General features: G+C 28.6%; 23 protein-coding genes and 1 other annotated feature. Of the genes, 14 read left to right on the forward strand and 9 right to left on the reverse strand.

What is annotated here, in order from left to right:
• Window positions 1–120 precede the first annotated feature (120 nt).
• Genes RWJ08_RS05685 through RWJ08_RS05710 form a run of 5 tightly spaced genes read right to left on the reverse strand, consistent with a single transcriptional unit; the run spans window position 121 to window position 3,144 of the window.
• On the reverse strand, window positions 121–405 hold the full coding sequence (locus RWJ08_RS05685; protein WP_313961385.1) for a DUF5960 family protein: 285 nt from the start codon (window positions 403–405) through the stop codon (window positions 121–123).
• Window positions 398–754, reverse strand: a complete 357-nt coding sequence (locus tag RWJ08_RS05690; RefSeq protein ID WP_313961386.1) for a hypothetical protein — start codon at window positions 752–754, stop codon at window positions 398–400. Before RWJ08_RS05690 ends, RWJ08_RS05685 begins: the two co-directional genes overlap by 8 nt.
• Entirely contained in the window at window positions 751–2,163 is a 1,413-nt protein-coding gene (locus RWJ08_RS07595; RefSeq protein WP_399533518.1) for a Y-family DNA polymerase, read from the reverse strand. The genes RWJ08_RS05690 and RWJ08_RS07595 overlap by 4 nt, the downstream gene beginning before the upstream one ends.
• A gap of 19 nt (window positions 2,164–2,182) precedes the next feature.
• Entirely contained in the window at window positions 2,183–2,737 is a 555-nt protein-coding gene (locus RWJ08_RS05705) for an ImmA/IrrE family metallo-endopeptidase (protein ID WP_313961387.1), read from the reverse strand.
• An 8-nt stretch (window positions 2,738–2,745) separates the two neighbouring features.
• On the reverse strand, window positions 2,746–3,144 hold the full coding sequence (locus RWJ08_RS05710) for a helix-turn-helix transcriptional regulator (RefSeq protein ID WP_313961388.1): 399 nt from the start codon (window positions 3,142–3,144) through the stop codon (window positions 2,746–2,748).
• A 311-nt stretch (window positions 3,145–3,455) separates the two neighbouring features.
• Here RWJ08_RS05710 and RWJ08_RS05715 point away from each other — a divergent pair, with 311 nt between their 5' ends.
• The 10 genes from RWJ08_RS05715 to RWJ08_RS05760 all read left to right on the forward strand — a co-directional run bounded on the left by RWJ08_RS05715 (window position 3,456) and on the right by RWJ08_RS05760 (window position 17,143).
• Window positions 3,456–8,291: a S8 family serine peptidase gene (locus RWJ08_RS05715; protein WP_313961389.1), complete on the forward strand. Its 4,836-nt coding sequence runs from the start codon at window positions 3,456–3,458 to the stop codon at window positions 8,289–8,291.
• A 147-nt stretch (window positions 8,292–8,438) separates the two neighbouring features.
• On the forward strand, window positions 8,439–9,575 hold the full coding sequence (locus tag RWJ08_RS05720) for a cysteine desulfurase family protein (protein ID WP_313961390.1): 1,137 nt from the start codon (window positions 8,439–8,441) through the stop codon (window positions 9,573–9,575).
• Entirely contained in the window at window positions 9,575–10,747 is a 1,173-nt protein-coding gene (gene thiI / locus RWJ08_RS05725; protein WP_313961391.1) for a tRNA uracil 4-sulfurtransferase ThiI, read from the forward strand. Before RWJ08_RS05720 ends, thiI begins: the two co-directional genes overlap by 1 nt.
• Window positions 10,748–10,917: 170 nt before the next feature.
• Window positions 10,918–11,715, forward strand: a complete 798-nt coding sequence (locus RWJ08_RS05730; RefSeq protein ID WP_313961392.1) for a DUF6612 family protein — start codon at window positions 10,918–10,920, stop codon at window positions 11,713–11,715.
• A gap of 129 nt (window positions 11,716–11,844) precedes the next feature.
• Window positions 11,845–12,690: a DUF6612 family protein gene (locus RWJ08_RS05735; RefSeq protein ID WP_313961393.1), complete on the forward strand. Its 846-nt coding sequence runs from the start codon at window positions 11,845–11,847 to the stop codon at window positions 12,688–12,690.
• Between the two features lie 118 nt (window positions 12,691–12,808).
• The gene (locus tag RWJ08_RS05740) at window positions 12,809–13,639 is read left to right on the forward strand and encodes a DUF6612 family protein (RefSeq protein WP_313961394.1); all 831 of its coding nucleotides are present in this window, start codon (window positions 12,809–12,811) and stop codon (window positions 13,637–13,639) included.
• Between the two features lie 122 nt (window positions 13,640–13,761).
• Window positions 13,762–14,610: a DUF6612 family protein gene (locus RWJ08_RS05745; RefSeq protein WP_313961395.1), complete on the forward strand. Its 849-nt coding sequence runs from the start codon at window positions 13,762–13,764 to the stop codon at window positions 14,608–14,610.
• Window positions 14,611–14,741: 131 nt separating this feature from the next.
• Complete coding sequence (locus RWJ08_RS05750) at window positions 14,742–15,653, forward strand: DUF6612 family protein (RefSeq protein WP_009354831.1); 912 nt, start codon at window positions 14,742–14,744, stop codon at window positions 15,651–15,653.
• Between the two features lie 135 nt (window positions 15,654–15,788).
• Window positions 15,789–16,607: a DUF6612 family protein gene (locus tag RWJ08_RS05755; protein WP_313961396.1), complete on the forward strand. Its 819-nt coding sequence runs from the start codon at window positions 15,789–15,791 to the stop codon at window positions 16,605–16,607.
• Between the two features lie 32 nt (window positions 16,608–16,639).
• Window positions 16,640–17,143 (forward strand): hypothetical protein, encoded by a 504-nt coding sequence (locus RWJ08_RS05760; protein ID WP_313961397.1) that lies wholly within the window; start codon window positions 16,640–16,642, stop codon window positions 17,141–17,143.
• Window positions 17,144–17,159: 16 nt separating this feature from the next.
• Here the strand turns inward: RWJ08_RS05760 and RWJ08_RS05765 are convergent, their stop codons facing one another.
• The 4 genes from RWJ08_RS05765 to brnQ form a co-directional block, all read right to left on the reverse strand.
• Complete coding sequence (locus RWJ08_RS05765; protein WP_313961398.1) at window positions 17,160–17,660, reverse strand: HXXEE domain-containing protein; 501 nt, start codon at window positions 17,658–17,660, stop codon at window positions 17,160–17,162.
• Between the two features lie 83 nt (window positions 17,661–17,743).
• Window positions 17,744–18,481 carry an ABC transporter permease gene (locus RWJ08_RS05770; RefSeq protein ID WP_313961399.1) on the reverse strand — a complete coding sequence of 246 codons (738 nt, stop codon included), beginning with the start codon at window positions 18,479–18,481 and terminating at the stop codon, window positions 17,744–17,746.
• Window positions 18,474–19,385: an ATP-binding cassette domain-containing protein gene (locus RWJ08_RS05775; RefSeq protein WP_313961400.1), complete on the reverse strand. Its 912-nt coding sequence runs from the start codon at window positions 19,383–19,385 to the stop codon at window positions 18,474–18,476. The genes RWJ08_RS05770 and RWJ08_RS05775 overlap by 8 nt, the downstream gene beginning before the upstream one ends.
• Before the next feature lie 125 nt (window positions 19,386–19,510).
• Window positions 19,511–20,845: a branched-chain amino acid transport system II carrier protein gene (gene brnQ, locus RWJ08_RS05780; protein ID WP_313961401.1), complete on the reverse strand. Its 1,335-nt coding sequence runs from the start codon at window positions 20,843–20,845 to the stop codon at window positions 19,511–19,513.
• Between the two features lie 102 nt (window positions 20,846–20,947).
• Window positions 20,948–21,172: a binding site (T-box leader), on the reverse strand.
• Between the two features lie 191 nt (window positions 21,173–21,363).
• Between brnQ and RWJ08_RS05785 the strand changes: the two genes are divergently transcribed.
• From RWJ08_RS05785 to RWJ08_RS05800, 4 genes are all read left to right on the forward strand, one after another.
• The gene (locus RWJ08_RS05785; protein ID WP_313961402.1) at window positions 21,364–22,056 is read left to right on the forward strand and encodes a Crp/Fnr family transcriptional regulator; all 693 of its coding nucleotides are present in this window, start codon (window positions 21,364–21,366) and stop codon (window positions 22,054–22,056) included.
• 652 nt (window positions 22,057–22,708) lie between these two features.
• Window positions 22,709–23,527 (forward strand): molybdate ABC transporter substrate-binding protein, encoded by an 819-nt coding sequence (gene modA / locus RWJ08_RS05790; RefSeq protein WP_313961403.1) that lies wholly within the window; start codon window positions 22,709–22,711, stop codon window positions 23,525–23,527.
• 43 nt (window positions 23,528–23,570) lie between these two features.
• Window positions 23,571–24,233, forward strand: coding sequence for a molybdate ABC transporter permease subunit (gene modB / locus RWJ08_RS05795; protein ID WP_313961404.1), 663 nt, complete (start codon window positions 23,571–23,573; stop codon window positions 24,231–24,233).
• A gap of 16 nt (window positions 24,234–24,249) precedes the next feature.
• Complete coding sequence (locus tag RWJ08_RS05800) at window positions 24,250–25,293, forward strand: ATP-binding cassette domain-containing protein (RefSeq protein ID WP_313961405.1); 1,044 nt, start codon at window positions 24,250–24,252, stop codon at window positions 25,291–25,293.
• Window positions 25,294–25,295: the final 2 nt, after the last annotated feature.

Genomic DNA, 25,295 nt, shown 5'->3' on the forward strand with positions numbered 1-25,295 from the left:
GATACTGTCTTTTTCTATTTTCTCAAATAAATAATACAAATTAATAGAAAAATAACGAATAGAAACTCTCCCTTAAATATTCAAAAATCCCTTAAAATAAATACTATTTTAAGGGATTTTTTACATTGAAAATTTATGTCTGATGTATTCATATCTTAATACTTTTGTATTGTCAAGATGAGTATGTTCTTTAAAGATAAAGTAATGGTCTTTTTTATCTATGGAGTTTATGGCATTTAGTCTAAAGTAGTGTTTTTTAGTTTTTACCATAAGTTTTAAGATATCGTCAGTTAAAAAGGTAAGAGGGATATTAATATCTGAAAATCTGTAAAAGTCTTCTTCAAATTTCTGGTAATTACTACTAAAATAGTCAAATTGAACATTGTTTTTTTCAATACTATTCATCTTCAATCACCTCTGCAATTGTCAATTTCAAAATTTGTGAATACAAAAAGTTAGGAGTTCTATTTTTCATATTTAGATACAGTTTATCCTTTGTCATATCGTAGATTTTTCCAAGATATGGCTCTTTTTGTAAATTTGTATAGAGTAAAATTTTTTTATTATTAAAAAATGCCCATGACAAGAAAAATAGCTTTTCTTCCTCGTCCATAGCATTTGTAAAATCAATGGTATCTCCCTCTTTTGAGAGAGCTGTGGAATGTTCTGAAATGAAAAAACCCATCCACTTAGCCATTCCTCTGTCTAAATATTCTCTTGCTGACTTATAGGGCAAGTAACTACGATTAATCATAAAATTCCGTCCAAACCTCCACAATGTCCACCAATTAAGGAGCTTCGTTCTTTAACCCTTGAGCCTTCCATTAATGCTGTTGCTTTTTGAATTGATAGATAGCCAAATTTATCTCTTATTTCATCAATGGCTTTTTCTAATTTTGTGTTTTTTTCTATATTTTTTATATTGTCAAATAGGCTTATAACTGTATAATTTTTATCCGTCAATTTGTCGAATCTAACTCCGATATTTCTTACAGAGCCACCTCTATATTTTTCTCTAAATAAGGATAGAATGTGATTTGTAAGCTCTTTGGTACTCTGTGTAGGCTCAATTTTCTTACTTGAGTTAATCGACTTTAATTCCTCATCATAACTAAAGCCGATATGAATTGAAATTACAGTTGCTTTTTTATTTATTCTTCTAAGTCTTGTTGCGACCTGTTCTGTCATCTCTCTAAGTACAATTTCAATTTCTGAACTTTTACTGTAATTTCTAGGAAGAATCTGTGAATTTCCAATTCCCTTTGACTGTGGAATATAAGGTCTTGTAACTTTGCTCTCATCTACACCATTCGCATGAAACCAAAGCTGAACTCCGATAATTCCAAACTCTTTTTTTAATCTGTCAGGATTTGCATTTGCCAAGTCCTCTATGGATTTTATATGAAGTTTTTCAAGTCTTTTTGCTGTTCGTTCCCCAATTCCCCAAAAGTCCGTTAATTTTTCTATTTTCCATAGCTTTGTTTCAACATCCTCATAAGACCAATTAGCCCTCATATTTTTGTTTTTCTTAGCTTCATTATCCAGAGCCAATTTTGCAAGTAGAGGATTTGAATTACTCATACCAACAGTTGAAAAAATTCCAGTTTCTCTCCAGATTTCATTTTGAATTTTTGCACATATTACATCCAGTTTTTCTTTTCTGCTCATGTTTTTATCCGAAATAAAATAGTCCAATGAAGTAGTTAAATCAATAAATCCCTCATCAATGGAATAGGGATAAATCTCGTCTTTATCTGCATAGTTTTGGAGAATTTTTTGTATTTTTAAATTATCTTCGATATAAAGCGCCATTCTAGGTGGAACGATAAAAGTTTTGGCTGCCCATTTCTCAATATAGTTTACATATTCTCTCGTTATTTTAATATTTTGTCTATAAGCATTTGCATAATTAAATTTTCTTGTATTAATATCAAAAGGAAGATCTCTGCTTCTTCCAACATTTTTCTTTCCGAAAACTTCTTTAAAAATAGGAGAACTTGCAAGTATCAAGCCTTTTGAATTGTCAGCTCTACTCATAACACAAAGGGAAGTGTTTAGAGGATGTAGCCCTCTTTTAACACATTCCACACTTGCATAAAATGACTTCATATCAACAAATGCAATGTCTGAACGGGGCTCTTTAGAATAATCTATTAAACCCATAACTCCTCCTTATAAAAAATTAAATATCATTCCAATCGTCATCAAGTGGCTTATAATCTTTTAAAAATGTAGAATCAGGGGCAAAATTGCTATCTTGATTAATATCCAGTAAATTCATCTTTGCCATTTCAGAAATTTTTAAATTTAAAAGATTGATGTCAACCCCAAGTTCATAGGCAAGCTCTCTATCGCTTTGTGCATATTTTATCATTGAGATAATATCTTCATCAGAAATTAAAAGATGTGCAGCAAAGACATTCGCTTCCATTTCATAAATATTTGTAGGATTAAAAATTCTGCTCTCGTGAAAACTTGCGCCTTTAATACATTCTTTTCTATGCAGTTGGTCATGACCTAGCTCGTGAGCCAATACAGTTTTCTTAAGACTTCCCACATTATTCGGTATAAAGATAAATCTATTTCTTAAAATAACTCTATACATACCAAGTAGAGAATTAGTCGGATTCATATATAATAAATTAATATTGAGCATTTTAATAAGTTTTTCGGGATCTCTAGTTTGATATTTCTTAACAAGGTTATTAACCTTGTCATAAATCCATTTATTACTCATTTTTTTACCTACTTTTTATTTTTTCCATACTTTTTATTCTTTAATTTTGATTGCCAATATGCCTCTGAAATAGCTTCAAAAAGTACATCCTTATCTTCTTCAGGAAGCTCTCCACCTGCAAAAAGTCCAGTCATAGACTCAACTAAACTTTGTGCATCCTTTGCTCCCTTATATCCAAAATTATCTGCAGAATTTAAAATAAAATATTCCTCATCAGTAAGTAAATAATTTACATTTACATCAAAAATACTTGCCAGTTTCTCATACATCTCCATTTTTCTAGGTCTTAAGTCCTTTGCCTCATAATTACTAACTGTCTTAGAAGTTGTGCCTAGAAGCTTGGCAAGCTCTTTTTGAGTTAGTTTTTTTTCTTCTCTTAAAGTTTTAATTTTTTTACCAAAGCTCATTTTTCTTCCTCCTTTATAGAAGTTAAATTTCTATTTAATTTAAAAATAATCAATATTTAGAAATTTAACTTTGAATAATTTTATAAAATAGAAATTAGATTACTATTATTATAAATTAAATTTCTATAAAAAGTCAAGAGCATTTTAAAAATATTTTTAATTTCTAAAAAAATTCTTTAAAATTTAACACTTCTTTTAAAATATTACTTTAAATAGTATATACAAAACTAAATAAATATGTTATACTGATAAAGTAGTATATTTTATACTCAAGAAATTTATTTATTTTTACGTTTAAGGAGGATTTTTCTATGAAGAAAAGATTTTTGACTCTGCTATTAACGTTTTCATTATTATTAGGAAGCACAAGCACTCTTTTTGCTAATGAAAAAGTTAATACAGCTCCAAAAATTACAAAAACTGAAAATAAGTTTAAAGGCGACGAAAACGAAGAAAAAACTTATATTGTAGTTTTAAAAGAGGATTCTAAAGTAGATTTTGAGAGCTTAAAGACAGCAGAAGGAAAGAAAGCAAGAGAAGCTAAAAGTAAAGCATTAATCAAAGCTTTTAAAGATGAGCTTGCTAAAGCTGAAATAAGTTATGAAGCATATTATGAATATGACTTGTTATTTGCTGGAATTGCTTTAAAAACTAAGGTTAAAAATATTAAAACAATTTCAAAAATGAATTCCGTTGAATCTGTTGAAGTTTCAAATGAATATTTAAAACCTACAGTTAAAGAATCTAATAAAGAATTTAATTCTAAGAGAAGAACAAGAAGTTTAGATTCAAACAATCTAATGAAAGTTACAGACGAACTTAGAAAGAAATATAATGGTCAAGGTCGTGTTGTATCTGTATTAGACACAGGTGTTGATATAAATCATGATATCTTAAGAGTTACAGATGTTTCAAAAGGAAAATATCCAACTAAAGCGTCTATGGATGATAAGATGAAAGAGGCTGGAATTAGTTATGGTAGCTGGAGAACTGACAAAGTTGTTTATGCTCATAATTACAGCACAAACGGAAAAAATGTAAAAGAAGAAATCAGAGAAGAATCTCATGGTATGCATGTTTCCGGTATTTCAGTAGGTAATCCTAAAAATGAAGCTGAATTTAATAAAGAAGATGGATCAACTAAAAAAGAAAGAATTATAGGTACTGCTCCTGAAGCACAACTTATTTTTATGGGAGTTTTCCAAGGACAATCAACATTTACTCATATCTATGCGAAAGCTGTTGAAGACTCTGTAAAACTTGGTGCTGACAGTATTAACTTAAGTTTAGGAGCTCCTAACGGATCTATCGCATCTGTTGGGAAAGCTATGGAAAAAGCTATTGCTTATGCAAGAAAAATGGGAGTTATCGTAGCTATCGCAGCTGGTAATGACGGCCATTTTGGTGCATTCAATGACAAACCTCCTGTTACAAATCCTGACTATGGTACAGTTGGAAGTCCAGGGGTTGCAAAAGATGCTTTGACTGTTGCAGCTATGTATACTGATGTTGAAAGAGTAAGAACTATAAGTATTGAAGGAGTTAAGGGTGGATTAAAGACAGGTGATTTCTTCCCTGCTTATGATGATGAGGGAGATCCTATTCCTGAACAAAACTTTATCCCTTCTGATCAAGATTCACAAAGCTATAATGTAGTTGATGCAGGTCTTGGAAATACAAAAGATGACTATAAAGGCAAAAATGTTAAAGATAAACTTGTTATCGTAAAAAGAGGTGGAGCTACTTTTGCGGATAAGATTATTATGGCTCACTCTGAAGGTGCAAAAGGTGTTATAATATATAACCACGAAGACGGTGGAGATGATATCATTAATATGGCATTTGGAGAACAAATGTCACAAGTAAAGATTCCATCTGTATTTGTTGGAAACACAGCAGGCAAGAAAATTCTTGAAAATTTAGATAAAAAAGTTAAGTTTACAAAACAATTAAGCATTATACCTTATGCTAATGGTGGACAACTAACAGACTTCTCATCTTATGGTTGGGCATCTGATGGAACTTTTAAACCTGATATAACTGCTCCAGGTGGACTTATTTATTCTTCAATAAATAATAATAAATATACAACAATGAGTGGTACTTCAATGGCAACTCCTCATATAGCAGGTGCTGTTGCCCTTATAAGAGAAAGTTTAAGCCAAAGACATCCTGAAATTAAGGGAGAACAAGAATATGATATTCTAAAGGCAATGATGATGAGTACAGCAGATCCTGTTAAGGAAGCTGGAACTGAAAATTATGTTTCTCCTAGAAAACAAGGCGCTGGTGCTATCAATGTTGAAAAAGCTACTTCAAGTGAACTTTATGTATTAGATAGCAATAATAATCCAAAAGTTTGGTTAAATGATGTTGATAGTAAATTTGATATCAAATTAAAAGTTGTAAATATTGGAAATGAAGCAAAAACTTTAAAATATAAAACAGTTTTAGGTACTGATGAAAATGATGGTAAAAAATTTGCTTTAAAGACAAGAACTCTTGAAACAATTCAAGGAAAAGAAATCACTGTACCTGCAAAGGGTTCAGTAGATGTAACAATAACAGTTGATGCAAGTAAGTTTGAAGAAAAATTAAGTAAACAAATGCCAAATGGTTACTTTTTAGAAGGCTTTGTATTCTTTGAAGATGCAAAAGACGGAACAAAAGAAGTTAATATAGCATTTAGTGGATTTAAAGGAAAATGGGCAAATGTACCTCTTTGGGAAAAACCTGTTTATGAATTTGATTTAAACAAAGAATTTCCAATGTATATGTTACAAGGAAATACTTATACAGGAGATGTTACATCTCTTGTAACTTCTGAAAATAATCCTTATGCAAGAGGAAAACAATGGAATGACGGTAAAGGAACACAATATAATTTTGTTGGAAGCAAGGGAGAAATTCCTTTAGGTTTCGATGCTGGTAATTTCAAATTTTCAAAAGAAAACTTGGCAATCTCTCCAAATGGAGATAATAATAAAGACTTTGTTGCATTCAAAGGTGTGTTCTATAGAAATGCGCAATATATAAAAGCTAGTGTTTACGATGAAAAGGGAAATCTTGTTTATGAAAATGGCTCAGGTTATGCATATAAAAATAGTGATAACTACAGTGCAGATGCTTCAAGATCAAACTATGTAAATCAAACTTATTGGGCTGGAACAACAACTGATGGCAAAGCTCTTCAAGAAGGAAAGTACAAATATGTTATAAGTGCTAACTCTGAAACAGGCGGTTCTGCTTTTGCTGAACAAAAAACAGAATTTGAAGTAAAAGTTGACGTTACTGCTCCAAAGATTGCTAAACCTAAGGTTGAAGGAAATATCTATAAACCAGAAATTACAGATAATCTAAGTGGTGTTGAAGAAACATTCTTAAGATATATTGATAAAGATGGAAAAACTCAATGGATTACTGCTAAAGATGATGGTACTTTTGAAATTCCTGAAGGAATAGATCACAAGAATATTTATATTCATACTTTTGACCATGCAGGAAATATCGCATCACTTAATTTAGATGGCTCAGAATATGGTGCACCTGAACAACAACCAGAAGATTTAGGAGCAAATATTAAGCCAGTATTTAGAGTAACAAATTATCAAGACTTTGAAGGAAATCATATAGAAGGTTCTGAAAAACTTAATATGTTCCCAATAGAAATTAATTGGAGACAAGATGTTGGAGTTAATGATGGAAAAGGTTGGAAATCATTAAGTGATTACAACTATTCTAATGGATTAGTAAATGTTACTCCAGGAAGTTATGAATTCTACATTGCTCAAATTCCTGATGTATATGAACCATTAAAAGAACAAACAAAGACTGTTAAAGTTGAAAAAGGTAAAGAAGCAGAAGTTGTTTTTGAAACAAAACAAAAAGAAGAAAAGATTCCAAAGGGATTTGGAGAAGTTAATATCAGATTACAAATAAACGACTATTCTGATAACTATATGGGACCAGGCGCTACTTATGTAATCAAAGATAAAGACGGAAAAGAAATTAATAGAGATACTTTAAAAACATATACTAAACTATATGAAACTGCAGTAAAAGATAAAAACGGAAAACTAACAGGCCTTAATTTCTTTAAAGATTTAATGACTATTTTACCTGTTGGAGAATATACTGTAGAAATTAAAACAAAAGATGATTCTCTAAAATTTGAAACAACTTCAATTAAATTTACAGTTGAAGAAAACAAACCAAAGAGAGTAGTTTTCAAAACACAAGAAACTATCAATGATATTGTAAATATTTCCTTTGAAGGTTTAGATAAACTTCCTGAAGGAATCAAAGTAACTCTTGAAAATCTTGAAACAAAAGAAAAAATCGCTCTAAAAGAAAGTAAATTTAATAAAAAAGTATTCTATGGAGATATTCCAAATGGTAAATACAAAGTTACAATAAAAGTTCCAGAAGGATACAAAGTTGATAGAGATTCATTTGATATTACAGTTAATAATGCTAAAGTTAAAGAAATTGTAAATATCAATAAGTTAGTAACACTAACAGATAAAAATAAGAAAGTTACAGTTTCAAGTTTTGATTTAAAAGAAGATTGGACTTTAGTTGCTGAAGTTAAGGATAAAAATTCAGTTGAAAAACTAAAAGATTCTGAAGCTGATTTATATGACATTTACTTCCTTGATAAAAATGGTCAAAAGATTAAATTACCTAAGGGAGAATATAATGTTTCTATAGTAAAGGCTGAAGGAAAGACTGCAAAAGATGTTTACTATGTAAATGAAAAAGGCGAACTCGATGCAGAAAAATTTAAAATTAAACAAGACGATAAAAATGTAACATTTACAACAACTCACTTCTCAGGTTATGCAGTTGATTACGGTAAGATTAATCAAGATCCACAAAAACCAGAGGACCCACAAAAACCAGAAGATCCTCAAAATCCAAATCCTAACCCAGGACAACCAGGACAACCGGGAGATGATAATAATCAAAAACCTGGACAAGATGGAAATAACCCAACAAATCCACCTAAAGATAATAGTAGAAAGAGTTCTAAGAAAAAAGGACTTGTTAAGACAAATCTTGATTCTAAAGTTTTAGGACTTGTTGTAGTTGCAATTGGCTCTTTGGGAATGACAGTAGTTGTAGGTAAAAAAAGAAAAAATAAATAGAAAAAGATAATTTAAAAAGTGGTTACAATGTAACCACTTTTTTGTGTCTTTTTAAGAAGAAATGCTTTATCTAAAAAACTATTATTGCTTATTTCATCATTTTATATTAAAATATTGTTAATGAAAAGAGTTTTTTAAGGAGTTATTATGATTTATTTAGATAATGCCGCGACTACGAGAGTTCGCGATGAAGTTATAGATATTATGGTCAAATATTTAAAAGAAAATTATGGAAATCCATCATCTCTTTATGATTTTGGGTATTCCGTTTCTAAAGATATAAATTCTTGTAGAGAAGTTATAGCAAAATATATAAATTGCAAGGCTGAAGAGGTATTTTTTAACTCCTGTGCAACAGAGGGTAATAATACTGCAATTTTTGGAGCGATTTCAACTGCAAAGGGAAAAAATATTGTTTCAACGGAGATAGAACACTCTTCCGTTTTTAATGTCTATAAATTTTTAAAAGAGAAAAAAGAGATTAGATTTTTAAAATTGGATGAATTTGGATATATCGACATTGAGAGTGTAAAAAATCTTGTAGATGAAAATACTGAAATAGTTTCAATAGCCTATGTTCATAATGAGCTTGGTATTATTCAAGATGTTGAAAGCATTGGAAAAGCTATTAAGGAAAAGAATAAGAAATGTATTTTTCATGTTGACTCTGCACAGGCTTTTGGGAAAGTCAATATTGATGTAAAAAAATCCAAGATTGATATTTTAACTTTGAGTGGGCATAAAATTCATGCTCAAAAAGGAATTGGAGCAATTTATGTAAGTAAAAATATAAATTTAAGACCTTTTGTTTTGGGTGGAGGTCAGGAAAAAGACTTTAGATCCGGAACGGAAAATGTGGCTGGAATAATGGGTTTAAAGGTCGCTACTGAATTTATGTATGAAAATCTTGAGAATAGAAAAAAACATTTGGAAAATTTAAGAGATATTCTGATTTCAGGTATTTCAAAAATTGAAAATCATAAATTTTTAACTAATAAAGACGGAGTTCCAAATATTGTAACAGTCGCTTTTGAAAATATTAGAAGTGAGGTGCTTTTACATTTCTTGGAGAGTGAAAAGATTTATATTTCAACAGGATCTGCTTGTAGTAAGGGTAAAAAGAGTAGAACTTTTGATGGAATAGGTCTTGATAACAAATATAATGATGGAGTTGTAAGGATTTCTCTTTCCGAGTTTAATACAGAAGAAGAAATTAAAGTTTTTATTGAAAAATTAGAAAAGTATGTAAATGAAATTAGAATGATTATGAAAAGAGGAAGATAATGGATTATTTAATCAGTGTTAGCTTTGGAGAGTTGACTTTAAAAGGAGATAATAGAAAAGATTTTGAAAATAGAATAATAAGAAAGATAAAAAAGGCGATAGCAGATTTTGAAGTTGAAGAATTTTACAAGGAGCAGGGAAAAGTCTATATAAAGGCAGATAGAGAGCTTTTTGACGAAATGATTGAACAAATAAAAAAGGTTTTTGGAATTTTTTATATCTGTGAAGTTTTAAGAACTGAAAAAAAGCTTGAAAATATAAAAGAAGCTACAAGAGTTTTAGTGAGTGATTTAGGAATAAATGAAGAAAAGACTTTTAAAGTTTTTGTAAATAGAGTTGATAAGAAATTTACTCCAAAATCTCCTGAACTTTCAAGAGAGCTTGGAGGAGTTGTACTTAGAAATTTTGGAAATCTTTTAAAGGTTGATGTTCATAATCCACAAATGCCGATTTTCGTAGATGTTAAAGAATATGTTTATGTTTATGTAAAGAGATATAAGGGCTTTGGTGGGCTTCCAATAGGCTCAAGTGGAAGAGGACTTTTGCTTCTTTCAGGTGGAATCGACAGCCCCGTTGCTGGTTTTGTCATGGGTAAAAGAGGTATGGAAATTGGAGCAATACATTTTCATTCCTATCCTTTTACAAGTGAAAGAGGAGAGGAAAAAGTTAAAGACCTTGCAAAAATACTTTCAAATTATGTTGGAAAATTTACAATGACAAGCATAAATCTTTTACCTATTCAAAAGGAAATTGCAAGTAAATGCCCTGAAAAAGAAATTACTATTCTAGGCAGAATTTTTATGATGAAAATTGCAGAAAAACTTGCGATTAAACAAAATTATCACGCTTTAATTACAGGAGAAAGTCTTGGACAGGTTGCAAGTCAAACTATTCAAGGAATTACAGTTGTGGATAAATCTACTGAAATTTCAATTTTAAGACCTTTAATTGCAATGGATAAAACTGAAATCATTGACATTGCAAGAACGATTGACACTTATGAAACAAGTATCTTACCTTTTGAGGACTGTTGTACTGTGTTCTTGCCAAAACATCCGGTAACAAAGCCAAAGATTGAAGATATAAATAATAGTTTAGCTCTTTTAGAAGTTGATAAACTTATTGATGAAGCATTGGCAAATAAGAAAGTGTATGAAATAAACGAACTATAATATAGAAGAATTTTATATACAATTATGTGAATAGCTTTATTAAGGATTTGAACTAAAATAGTGTTTTTTAAGAATAATTTCAGATAATATTAAGCGAATTAATTTAATCACTTTACTTTTTATTAGAAATGTATTACTATATAGTTGTACATTTATTAAGGAGGTGTATTATGAAAAAAACACAAAAAATAATGATGGCTCTTGCTCTTTGTTCAATTTCTATTGGAGCGGTTGCTTGTTCATCTAGTAAGATAAGCAATGAAGACCTTGTTAAAAAAGTTAATGAAGCTACAAAATCAGTAACAAGTTTAAAATCTAAAAATGCAAGTACAGTAAGTATAGATGTTAATAGTAAAAAAGTAACAACTAAATTTGATTTAGAAACTGAAATGACTAAAGAACCATCAGTGGTAAAAATTAGTGGAAAGTCTGAAACTTCCGGAAATACTGTTATTAATAATCAGTATATTACTACAGATACTTATTATTTTCAAAATAATTATAATAAACAGTGGTATAATCTTAAAGAAGAAAGTACTAGAAAATTATATGATGGTCAAAAAAATTCAGCTGATTATGCAAATATAGTTGAACTTTTGACTGCTTTGGAAAAGAATTTGAAAATAGAACAAAAAGATTCAAACTATGAAGCTACTTACTCAGGAACTGATGATGCAATTAAGGAACCTTTGAAAAAAGTTATAATAGCTAGTCAACCTACTTCAAAAGGTGTTCTTAATAATGATATAGAATTGGAACAATTTGATGTAAAATTTATAATTGATAAAAAAACATTTAACCCAACAGAATTTAATATAAAAACTAAATTTAAAGTTCTTGTTGCAAAACAAACATTAAATATAGATGTAGATTTTAATATTAAATATTCTGATGTAAATGGTGTTAAAGAAATAACTATTCCTGATGAAGTTAAAAATTCTCAAGAATGGAATAACAAAAAAAATTAAATATAAAAAATTTTTAATACAGATAAGCTCTAGTTTGTCTGTATTTTTTTACGAAATTTATTTTAAGTCTTTACATTTTTAAAAAAATATATTACTATATAGTTGTACATTTTATTTAGGAGGTATAATATGAAAAAAATAAAAAGAATTTTAATGGCATTAGCTATTTGTTCACTTTCTATAGTTGCAGTAGGATGTTCTTCTGATGAAAAGAAAAATACTACTAACAATACGAATGAAACAAAAGAAACAAAATCTGAAAAATTATCAAATGAGGAAATTGTAAAGAAGATAAATGAAGCTACAAAAGAAATTAAGAGCTCAAAAATACAAGCTGAAAATAAGATGGTTATGAATTTAGCCGGTAACAAAACAGAAACAGCTATAAATATGAATATGGAAACAAGCTCTGATCCTGTTGTTGTTAAAATGAGTGGCTCAATGAATGCAATGGGACAACAAGTTAGCTTAGATATGTATTTTACAGAAGATGCTGTTTATTCTAAAAATGTTATAACAAAAGAATGGGTTAAGATTACAGATCCATCAATGAGAAAAACAATGGAAGCGCAAAAAAATGCTTCAAATATGGATCAAATGTTAAGTATTATGGATTCTGTTCAAAAAAATCTAAAAATTGAAGATAAAGGTTCAGAATATGAAATTTCTTACTCAGGAAATGATGAATCAGTTAAGGAAGCATTGAAAGAAGCTATAGCTAAGAGCCAACCAAACTTAAAAAATTATATGCAAAATGTAAGTATTGAAAAATTTGATTTCTTCTATAAGGTTGATAAAAGTACATTTATGCCAAAAGAATATTCAATGAAAACTGTTATAAAAATTTCTCAAGGTGAAAAAGAAATGTCTTTTGATATGGATTTAAAAGCAACACTATCAGATATCAATAAGGTTGCTCCAATTACATTACCTGATGAAGTTAAAAATGCAAAAGAAATGAAAACTAACCAATAATTAAAAAATTAATGCAGATAAACTCGTGTTTATCTGCATTTTTTATGCAATATTTTAAGTCTTTACTTTTTTAAAAAAATATATTACTATATAGCTAGATATTTATTTAGGAGGAGTTATGAAAAAAACAAAAAAAATTCTAATAATGCTAGCAATTTTTTTGATTTCTATTGTGGCAGTTGGCTGTTCATCTAGTGAAGATAATAATACTAAATTTTCAAATGAGGAAATGATAAAAAAGATTACTGAAGCTTCGAAATCAATAAAGAGTTCAAAAGCAAAAGCTGAAAATAAAATAATGTATGAAGAATCAAAGCGAAAGAAAGAAATTTCCTCTAATTTTGATATAATAACAAGTTCTAATCCGGCTATTGTTAAAATAACAGGTAAAGTTAGAACAAATGGACAAATTAGCTTTTATGGGGATGAGAATAAAAATGGTGATCAGGATATAAATATTTATCATACGGAAGATGCAATTTATATTTTTGATATACATGACAAAAAATGGCTTAATGTTAAAGATGAAGAAGCAAAAAAAGAATTGCAAGATAAAAAAGATGCTGACCGTTTAGATGTAGTAATAAAAATGATGAATGATTTGACAAAGTATTTAAAAATAGAGGAAAAAGAGTCAGAATATGAAGTTACTTTCTTAGGAACAAATGATTATGTTAAAGAATCTCTTAAAAAAGCTTTAATGGACAATAAAGTTGAGTTTCTAGATGTACTAGATGATATGAAATTAGATACATTTAAACTAGAATATAAGCTTGATAAAGAGACATTTATGCCAAAAGAACAAAAAATAGAATTTATTTTGAAGAAATCTACATATAGTAGTGAAACAATAGTTAACATTGATATGAATTCAAAGTATTCTGAAATCAATAAGGTTGAACCAATAGCAATACCAGATGAAGTTAAAAATTCAGAAGAATTGAAATAAGAATATTTTTAAGCAGATAAACTAACGTTTATCTGCTTTTTGGCTTAAAAATAACCAAAAACTTTACTTTTTATTAGGTATGTATTACAATATAGTTGTACATTTTATTTAGGAGGTATAATATGAAAAAAGTACAAAGAATATTAATGGCTCTTGCTATTTGCTCAGTTTCTATTGTAGCAGTAGGATGTTCATCAAAAGATAACAATAATAATAACAACAATAATAACAATAATTCAAATAATAATCAAAAAAAAGAAAATGTTATATCAGCTGAAGAACTTTATAATAAAGTTTTAGAAGCTTCAAAAAATGTAAAGAGTTCAAAAGTTAAAGTTCAAAGTAAAGTAACAAGTGATATTTTTGGAAAAGGCGCGACTAGTAATTCAGAAATTGAAGCAACCATTTCATCAGAACCACTTATAGTTAAATTAGATGGTAAGACTACTATAGTTGGACAAAAATCTAGTGAATATGGTATGTATTTTACTAAAGAAGAAATGTATTTTCTATCATCATTGGATAAAAAATGGTATAAAGTTAAGGAAGGAAATTTCAAAAAAATTTTTGGACAACAAAAGAATGTTGGAAATTTAGATGCTATTCCTGAATTTATCAAAGCTTTAGGAGAGAATCTCACAATAGTTGAAGAGGGCTCAAACTATGTAGTTTCTTATTCTGGAAAGAACGAAACAGCTAAACAAGCACTTACAAAATCCATACTTTCAACTCAACCTACTTTGGCAAAATCATTTGAAAATATGACAGTTGAAAATTATGAAGTAAAATATGTAATTGATAAAAAAACATTTTATCCGGTAGAATCTGAGACAAAGATAAAAGCTACTGTTAAAAAAGAACAAGGTTCTGTATCATTTGATTCAGAAACGAAATTTACCTATTCTGATATAAATAAGGTTGAGTCGTTAAAAATACCAGATGAAGTTAAAAATGCAAAAGAAATGAAATAAAGGAAAGAAAACAGAAATATTTTAATGCAGATAAAATTCGATTTATCTGCATTTTTTAAATTAGTTTAAGTCTTTACTTTTATGAAAAAATATATTACTATATAGTTGTACATTTATTAAGGAGGTTTAATATGAAAAAAGTACAAAGAATTTTAATGGCTCTTGCTATTTGTTCACTTTCTGTTGTCGTGGTAGCTTGTTCATCTAAAGAGGATAAAAAGAAAACTACTACAACAGAAAATAAAGATAATAGTAAAAAAGAAGAAAATAAAAAAGAAGAAGAAAAAGGAACTAAAGTAGATAGTTCAGAGTTTCTTCAAAAATATACTGAAGCAATTAAAACAGTAAAAAGTTCAAAGGCTGTTGTTGAAAAAAAACAAACAATAAATGGTGATAATGGAACATTTGTTTCTACTGTAACTATGGATATGTCAATGTCTGATAATCCAACTATTATAAAAATTTATCGTACTAGTCTAAGTTCTGAAAATAAAAAGACAGATAATGAGCAATATATTACAGATAGTGTAATTTATAGTCAACATTATCAAACTAAAGAATGGTCAAAAGCTACATTTGAAGCTATTAGAAAGCTAAGTGATGGAAGAAGAGATCTTGTAAACTATAAGAATGCTCTAGAATTTTTGACATCTGTAAAAGATAATTTGACTGTAGTACAAAAAAGCTCAACTTATGAAGTTACTTATTCAGGAAATGATTCTTCATTTGGAGATGTAATTTCAAAGGTCTTAATTTATATTGATAGGAGTACAGAAAAATTACTTAAACAGGTAAAATCTAGTGGTTTTGAATTTAAATTTATAGTAGATGCAAAGACTTTTTTACCAACAGAATTTTATATTAAAGCTAATTATGATTATTATGAAAACGGGCAAAAAGTTGATGGACTTGGAATGGTTGAAGAAATATCCGCAAAATATTCAGATGTAAATAATGTTGAAGCTATAACAATTCCTGAAAATGTTCTAAATGCGAAAAATGCAGATCCAAATTTGCCTGAAGCACCTTCAGTTCCCAAATAATGATTTGAACCCCTAAATCTGAACAAAGAATTTGGGGGTTTTTGTATGTCAAAATATAAATACTCCAAATATAGCAATTCATTCCTTATATTTACTTTTTATTATAAATATATTACAATTTAGTGGGGGTTTTATATGAAAATAATGAAAAAAATTCTTTTTGTTTTTTCTATTTGCCTATTTTTTACTATAGCAGTTGGCTGTTCATCTAAGGTTGATAATACTAAAAATGATGAATTGGTTAAGAAAGTAGCAGAAGCGACAAAATCAGTAAAAAGTGCAAATGCAAAAATAGAAACTATACAAAATTTTACAAGTCCAGATCAAAATGTCCACTCAATTATAAAATTAGATACATCAATGACAGTAAATCCAGCCATTGTAAAAATAGAACGTAATGCAGAAAGAGATGGACAGAAGTTTGAGAGCATGTTATATATTACAGATGATACTATCTATATAGAAGATATTAAAAATACAAGTTGGAAGAGGGCTACTAACGAGAAGTTTAGAGAAGGATATAATGGTAAAAGAAAACTTGCAAACTTTGAAATAGTAGCGGAATTTCTAACTGCTATTCAAAATAAAATGAAAGTAGAAGCAAAAGAGTCAAACTATGAAATTACTTACTCTGGAAGTGAAACATCTGTTAGTAAAGTCCTTAATGAAATTCTAGACTCTGTTCAAACAGGAACTGAAGAAATAAGAAAGCAATTATTGGTTGAAAAAGTTGAAGTAAGATATATAATTGATAAAAATACATTTTTACCAACAGAATGTGAAATAAAAGTTAAATTTGCATATTTCAAAGATGGTCAAAGAATTATTTCCGTTTCTTTAGACGAAGAATTTACAGTAAAATATTCAGATATTGATGAAGTAAAAGAGATAATAATACCTGAAGATGCAAAAAATGGGAAACTAATTGAAACTGATTTATCTTATAATAGATAAAGAAAGAAATATTCAAAAAGGAGTTAGTTCTAATGTATATTCTAGAAGGTATCGCAAAAGCAATAGGATTAGTTATTTTAGTAATTATTTTGATGCTTTTGGCAAAAGAACCTACAGCTGAAAATAAATTTACAATGAGAAAATATATAAAATGGATTTTTACAATAGAAATTGTTTTAATTATTTACATAACAATAATGCGTCTGTATTTTGAATACAGCTTTCTTTCCTACACATTTGTTATCGGAATAATCATATCAGCAACAACAGCCTATAGACTTATGATTTATATTAGAGAGATGGCTTGGTTATGTTTTTTTAAAAAATATGGAGATTATAGTAAAGGAAAAGATTCATTATACTACTTTAAATATCATCTTTACAGTCTCTTTTTTGGAGAAAGAGATGGTGGGTTCCTTCTTTTTGGCTTTGTTGAAATAATACTTATACTATTTCCAATGGTAATATTTTCTAACTTACTAGCTTTTCTAATATCAAATTTGATTTTAGGAAATGGCTGGAGTATTGTAATATAAATAGGATAATTATTTTTTAATTATTAAATTTTTCACTTACTTTTCTCATCAATTTATGAATAAACATTAAGTTAATTAGCATTATTATAAAACACAATAAAGAAGCCATAATTACAATAAATGTTGAATAATGAAGCTCTACAATTACTTTGTTTATTAAAAAGATACTTATAGGTAAAAGTAGAATACTAGTTGCAAGCGCTGGAATATATCTTCTTATTATAATACTTGAGATTATATGGATAACTAGATGTACTGCAAAAGCAATAAATACTCCAATCCAAAGAAGATAGATTTTAAAATAAATACTTAGAGCAGTTATGATTATAGATAACAAATACTCCTCTAAAACAGCAACTGAAAAAGCTTCTGTAGTTACATTTTGATAAATTTTTGAAATTCTGCTGTATTTTTTTGTAATATCTATATTTTTTTCAAGCCAAATTCGAAGTCCTATTATCTCTTCCATTTCATGAACCATAAAAATAACTGGAAATAACCATAAAATATCTTGCATTTTATCACCTCTATCTTTGTAATTTTCATAAAAAAGGGAGTCTATTGACTCCCATAATTAATTATCTTATTGTAGAATAAATACTATTTTATATCTTGTTTTTGAAAAATTAAAATAGTTAAAGCTGAACAAACTATAATCCATACAAACATTGCAATAATAAATATTGTGGTACTCTTCGCTGTTGAAGCTCCGCTAGCAATAGTTGCTATGAAATTAGGGAAAAGTCTTGATATGCTCTTTGATTTTAAAATTAGTTGTTCAACTAAAGTTATAATTATTGTTGAGAATATACTTAAAATTATAGAAATTGCAATAGCGGCTCCTGAACTTTTAACTATAAAAGTAATTAGTGTATAAATTGAGCTAAATGCCCAAAGTGAAAGAATTGAAAGTCCTGATAATTTTAAAATCTCTATTAGTTCACTAGATTTTATTGAAGTTTTTGTAAATATAATCATTGTAGCTAAAGCTGTAGCAACTGTTAAAGCTACAAAAACTATTGCTAATATATAACTCCAAATTAATTTTGAAAGAACTATTTCATGTCTCTTTATTCCTTTGGATGCAACATTTTTAATCGTTCCTGTTTTAAAATCAGTTCCTATAAACATACAAACAATTATTAAGAATATTAATGTTGAAGGATTTGTTACAGTTCTATAATAGGAAAAAGGAATAACTTTAGCTCCCAATTTTGATGCTCCAGCCGCAAATGTGAATATAGTCAAATCAGCAATAGCCATTGAAATTAATATACAAATCCACCAAAATTTTGATTTGTGTAATTTAAATCTGTCATAACTTAAAACTCTATTCATGTTTACCTCCTATAAGTTCCATAAAATAATCTTCCAAGTCAACATTCTTAAATCCATAAGATGTAGGAATTACACCTTTTGCAGTTATTTGTTTAAGAATTTCATCTGAATTTTCATTTTTGGAAATTGTAAACTTACATTTTTCTTTATCAAATGAGTAATCAATATTACTTTCTTTTAAGAAATCTTCTGCGCTCTGAACATCATCTTCTTTAACTTTTATTTCAAAGCCATCTTCTGTTTTTTCATCAAGTTCTTTAGCAGTAAATTCTTTAATAAGTCTACCTTTATCTATAACTCCATATCTTGTTGCCAATTTATGAAGTTCTCCTAAGATATGGCTTGAAACTAAAACAGTAATATTCTTTTCTTTATTTAATCTTAAAATCAAATTTCTAACATCTCTAATACCTTCAGGATCTAGTCCATTTGTAGGTTCGTCAAGCACCAAAAATTCAGGATTTCCTACAAGTGCAAGAGCTATTGAAAGTCTTTGTTTCATACCAAGAGAAAAATTCTTAGATTTTTTCTTGCCTGTAGACCCAAGTCCTACAACACTAAGCAAATCGTCAATTTCTGAACTACTAAGTTTAACTCCTACAGCCTTAGATTGAGCAATTATATTATCTTTTGCTGTCATCTTAGGGAATAATGCAGGATTTTCTATAATACAACCTGTTTTATCTCTTCCTTCGCTTAGATTACTTGAACCAAAAAGCTCAATTTCACCACTATTTTTTTCACAAAGTCCCAATAAAATTCGAATTAAAGTAGTCTTACCAGCACCATTTCTTCCGATAAAACCGTAAATATCCCCACGTTGAATATTCATATCAACATTATTTACGGCATAATTTTGTCCGAACATTTTAGTAAGACCTCTTATTTTTAAAATATCGTCCATAAAAACCTCCTTATAAAGTTCTTGAACTATATTTTAACACAAAACAGTATCTATATCAATATTATTGTGAAGTAATAAGGTTAATCTTGTTTATATGATGTAGAGCAACAATGAAGGTAGAGATTCTACTTATTGAATGCTGTACTTCTACTATTTTCAAGCAGTTTTGAACTCATTCCTACAAACCAAGTTAATACCATTGGAATTACCCAACCAAGACTTAAACTATAGAAAGGAAGACTTGAAACTAATTTAGTAACAAAAGGTAAAGTTAAATTTACACTTTGTAACGATTCTACAACAGCTATAAAAGTTACAGTATAGCAAACTAATCTATAAGTAAATTTATTATATCCAAAATATTTTTCTGTAAGTCCAAGTAGTATTAAAACTATTGAAACAGGATAGATTGCAACTAAAACTGGAACAGAAACTTTTAATATTGTGTTAAGTCCGAAGTTTGCAACTAGGAATGATAAAAATGTCCAGAAAACTATCCATTTATTATAAGATACTTTTTCTTTTGTCATAGTTTCGAAGAATTTACTTATACTTGTTATAAGACCTATACAAGTTGTTAAACAAGCTAGAGTGAATATACTTGCAAGTAAAACTATTCCAAATTTTCCAAATACATATTGTGAAACTGTTGTTAATATTTCAGCACCATTTTTTACATTTTCAGTTAAACCTGAAGTTGTCATTCCTATATAAGCAAGCATTGCATAGATTACAAAAAGGAAAGAACCAGCAACTAAACCAACTTTTACAGTATAACCTATAACTTTTTCTTCATCGTTAACTTGGAAAGATTTTATAGCAAGTGAGATTACAAGGCCGAAGTTTAAAGCGGCTATTGTATCCATTGTATTATATCCTTCTAAAAATCCTTTAACAGTTGAAGAAGTCGCGTAATCTCCAACAGGACTTGTTACAGCATTAGGATTGTTGAAAAGTACTCCAACAAACATTACTGTTATAAGAAGTAAAAGTGCAGGAGTTAAGAATTTTCCCATTCTTGTTACTAATTTACTTGGTTTTAAGCAAACTAAATATGCAACTAAAAAGAATACAAAAGTGTAAACAAGTCTTGAAACACTTACTGAAACATTTTCTGGTAAAAATGGCGCAACTGCCATTTCAAAAGGAAGGCTTCCTGCTCTTGGGATTCCAAGTCCAGGTCCTATTGCCATATATATCATAGTAGTAAATATAATTGCAAAATATTTATCCACTTTTCCTGCTAAATTCGAAAGACCTTTAGTCTTTGCAACACAAACTACACCCAAGATAGGGAATACAACCGCTGTTACTCCAAAGGCTAATAAACTTTGAAAACTTGCAGAACCTGCTTGTTTTCCTAATAGTGGAGGGAATATTAAATTTCCTGCTCCGAAAAATAACCCAAATAGCATTATCGCTACGCTAAAAAATTGTTCTCTTGATAAATTGTTTTTCATAAAAAACCTCCTAAAATTCAATCTTGGACATTTTGTTTAAATAATCTCATTATATAAATGGTGGTAAATTATTTCAAAAAAAAAGTCCTTTGTTCTAATAGAACAAAGGACGAAATAACTTTCCGCGGTACCACCTTAATTTTTCAAAAAATGAAACACTCAAACATCTAACAATGTCGGGTTTTTGTAACGCAAACCACTGCGGGATTCCTTACTCATTTCACGAATCCTTTGTAAAAGATGATTTTCAAAAATTTTCCGTATTAGTTCACACCAACCACTAACTCTCTTAAACTTTCAATTTTCTACTCTTTCTTTCAAATTTAAAATTTATTTTCATTATTTTATCATCTAAAAAAATATTTGTCAATACTTTTTTAAAATTTTTTTGTCCAGAACTTTAAAATAATACAACATTAAAATAATTATTTTCTCATCAAGCGAAAAAATATGAATATGTTGATTTTATTTATAATAAATGTTAGAATTAAAATTACAGAATAGTCAAGGAGGTTTAAATGAAAAACAAGGATATTAATTTACAAAATTTGCTAATTTTTTCTGATTTATCAACTGAAGAGATTGATACTTTTAAAGATGAATTAAATATAATGAGATACAAAAAAAATACATTTTTATTTAAACCTGGAGATAAAGCCAATACCATGTATATAATTGTAAGTGGTAAAATAAAAGTCTTTACCATAAGTAGCTCTGGAATTGAACAAATGCTATATATCTATCAAAAAGATGATTTTATAGGTGGACTTAATCTTATCAAAAAGACTGGTTATATCTACTATGGACAAGCTATTGAAGATACTTATGTAATCTCTCTTTCTAAAGAAAACTTTGACAAGATTATAAATAAATATCCAAAAGTTACAATAAAGATTTTGGAAGAATCCTTTTTAAGAATCCGTCATGCAGAAGACTTAGTAACAAGACTTATAGAAAACAGCGCAGATGTAAAAGTAGCATCACTTCTTTTAAGTTTAGCTAGAAACTTTGGAGTAAAAAAAATAGACGGAATAATGTTGGAATTAAATATAAGTCGTGAAAATATGGGCTCATTCGCAGGACTTACAAGAGAAACCGTAACTCGAAAACTTGCAGAACTAAATGCAAAGGGAATAATAGAACTGATTGAAACGAAAAAAATACTAATAAAAGATGTAGATTATTTAAAAGATATTATAGTACAGAGATAATGGAAATTATCTCTTTTTTATTGTGAAAAATTCACAACATAGTATTGGATAAAAATAAATAATTCACGTCATAGCAGTTGGCAAAGAAAAGCTCCTAACACGTCATTTCGACCGAAGCGGAACATAGTGAAGTGAAGCGAATCTAGCCCTAACTTTGTTTACTTGTAAACAAAAGTAGTTTTTACGTAGTTACTGTATATAAAACAAAATAGTTAACGTCACGATACTTTTAAAGAAAAACCCCCAATACGTCATCTTGAGCGGAGTGAAACGGAGTCGAAAGATCTCAACTATTGCTTGCTGGCAAGCAATAGTATTTCTGAAAGAAATAAAAACAAAATTGCTGTATGTATCTACGATACATCTACTTTTGCTAAAGCAAAAGTATGAGATCTCTCCATTCCGCTCTGCTACAGTCGAGATGACGTATAAAGGAAATAACTTTGGTTAGGAGCTAAACGTTAAAACTAAATAATCATAAAATTATCTTTTATAAATATATTAGAAAAAATAAAAACATCTTCACAATCGATATTTTAGCAAAAAACGTTCGATTATTTTTAAGATAACTTAACCATAGTTATTGACTTATTTTCCTTTAGATGATAAAATTTATTTGACTAAAAGTCAAATATATTTTAAGGAGTATTTTATGAAAAAATTACTAAGAATATTTTTAGTTTTAACTATGATTCTTGGATTTACTGCTTGTTCTTCAAAACCTGCAGAAAAGAAAGAAACTACAGTTGAAAAGACAGAAAAGAAAAAACTAAATGTTTATTGTGCAGCCTCAATGACTGAAACAATGGAACAAATCAAAAAAGTATATGAAGAAAAACATAAGGATATTGAATTAGTTTATACTTTTGATTCTTCAGGAACTTTAAAGAAACAAATTGAACAAGGGGCCGAAGTAGATATTTTCATTTCTGCTGCTCAAAAACAAATGAATGCTTTGGATAAGACAAAAACTCCGGAAGCAAATGTAGTAATTGATGAATCTTCTAGATTTAATCTTTTAGAAAATAAAGTTGTTCTTGCGGTTTCAAAGGGAAATTCTTTAGGACTTAAAGATTTTACAGATTTAACAAAAGCTGAAATTTCTAAAATAGCTCTTGGTAATTCTGATGTTCCTGTTGGACAATATTCAGAAGAACTTTTGAAAAACTTAAAAATCTGGGATGAAATTCAAAAGAAAGTTACTTTCGGAAGCAATGTTAAAGAAGTTACAACTTGGATTAAAGAAGGAGTTGCAAACTGTGGTATAATTTATGCAACTGACGCTTATTCAGCAGGCCTTGAAGTTGTTGCAACTGCAAAAGAAGGAATGATTAAGACTCCTGTTTTATATCCAGCAGCAGTTTTGAAAAATTCTAAAAACTCTAAAGAAGCTAAAGAATTTTTAGAATTCTTAAAAGGCGACGAATGTAAGGCAATTTTTGAAAAAGTTGGCTTTACAATGGCAAAATAATTAAAAAATAATATAAAAAAAGTAGTATGAAAGGGAAGTGTTTATGGATCTTTATCCTCTTTTAAATTCGCTGAGAATTGCATTAATTTCTTCTGTGATAACTTTTTTTATCGGGATATTCTTGGCATATTATATTTCAAAACTTAATAGATTTGTAAGAGGAATTTTGGATGTTATCTTAACACTTCCTTTAGTATTACCACCAACGGTTATCGGCTTTTTCATTTTGAGATTATTATCTCCGAAAAGTGCAATCGGAAGTTTTTTCTTGGAAAAATTTTCAATAAGACTTGTTATGAATTGGTATTCTGCAATATTTGCAACTGTAGTCGTAACTTTTCCTCTAATGTATAGAATAGCCAGAAGTTCTTTTCAAAATTTCGATATGAATTTAAAATATGTTGCTCAAACTCTTGGAAAGAGTAATACTTGGATTTTTTGGAGAATAACTTTGCCTAATTGCAAACAGGGAATTTTAGCAGGACTTGTTTTAAGTTTTGCAAGAGCCTTGGGAGAATATGGAGCGACAAGTATGGTTTCAGGATATACTCCAAATGATACGGCAACAATTTCAACAACTGTTTATCAACTTTGGAGAACGGGAAATGATGCTTTGGCTTATAGATGGGTGCTTGTAAATATTATAATTTCATTTACAGTTCTAATCATTATAAATATGTTGGAAAATAAAGCGGTTAAAGAATAAAAAATTGGAGTAATTTATGATTTATGTTGATATTGAAAAGAATTTTGGCAAATTTAATTTAAGAACTAAATTTGAATTTGACAATGAAATAATGGGACTTTTAGGGGCTTCAGGAAGCGGAAAAAGTCTTACTTTAAAATGTATTGCAGGAATTGAAAAACCCGATAAAGGAAGAATTGTATTAAATGATAGAGTTCTATTCGACTCTGAAAAAAAGATAAATATTTCTCCAAAGGATAGAAAAATAGGTTATCTATTTCAAGACAATGCCCTTTTTCCTAATATGAATGTCTATGAAAATATTAAAGTGGGTATAAGAGAAGGAGAAAATTTTGATAAATTAATTATGGAAAAACTTGAAGAAATGAGGATTTCCCATTTAAAAGATAAAAAAATAAATGAAATTTCTGGTGGAGAAAAACAGAGAGTTGCTCTTGCGAGATTACTTATAAACAAGCCGGAAATTATCCTTTTAGATGAGCCTTTTTCTGCCTTAGATGACTATTTAAAATGGAAAATAGAAATGGAAGTTTCTGAAGTTTTAAGAAAATACAAAATTCCTACAATTTTAGTTTCACATAGTAGAGAAGAAGTCTATAGACTTTGTAATGAAATTTGTGTAATGTGCAAAGGGAAAAGCGAAGAGCTTATGCAAAAGAAAGAGCTTTTTAAAAATCCAAAAACTTTTTCGTCCTGTCTGATTTCTGGTTGTAAAAACTTTTCTGAAATCGAAAAGATTTCAGAAAACAGACTCATTGCAAAAGACTGGAATGTTGAACTTGAAACTTATGATAAAATTTTAAAAAATCATAATGTTTTAGGAGTTCGTGCGCATTTTATCGAATTTGTAAAATCAGAAGAAAATTCATTTGAAGTTGAAATCGACAAGGTTATTGAGGATGTTTTTACTTTTATAATCCTAGTTCGTAAAAAAGGTGCAAGAAAATCCATAAGGGTTGAAGTAACTAAAGACATTTGGAAAAAGGTTGAACACGAAAAAAATCTTTTTATAACTTTAAGAAAAGAAGATTTAATTTTGTTGGAAGCAGAAAATAATTAAAA

The organism is uncultured Parvimonas sp. (assembly GCF_963524015.1).
In the GTDB taxonomy this organism is placed as follows: Bacteria; Bacillota; Clostridia; order Tissierellales; family Peptoniphilaceae; genus Parvimonas.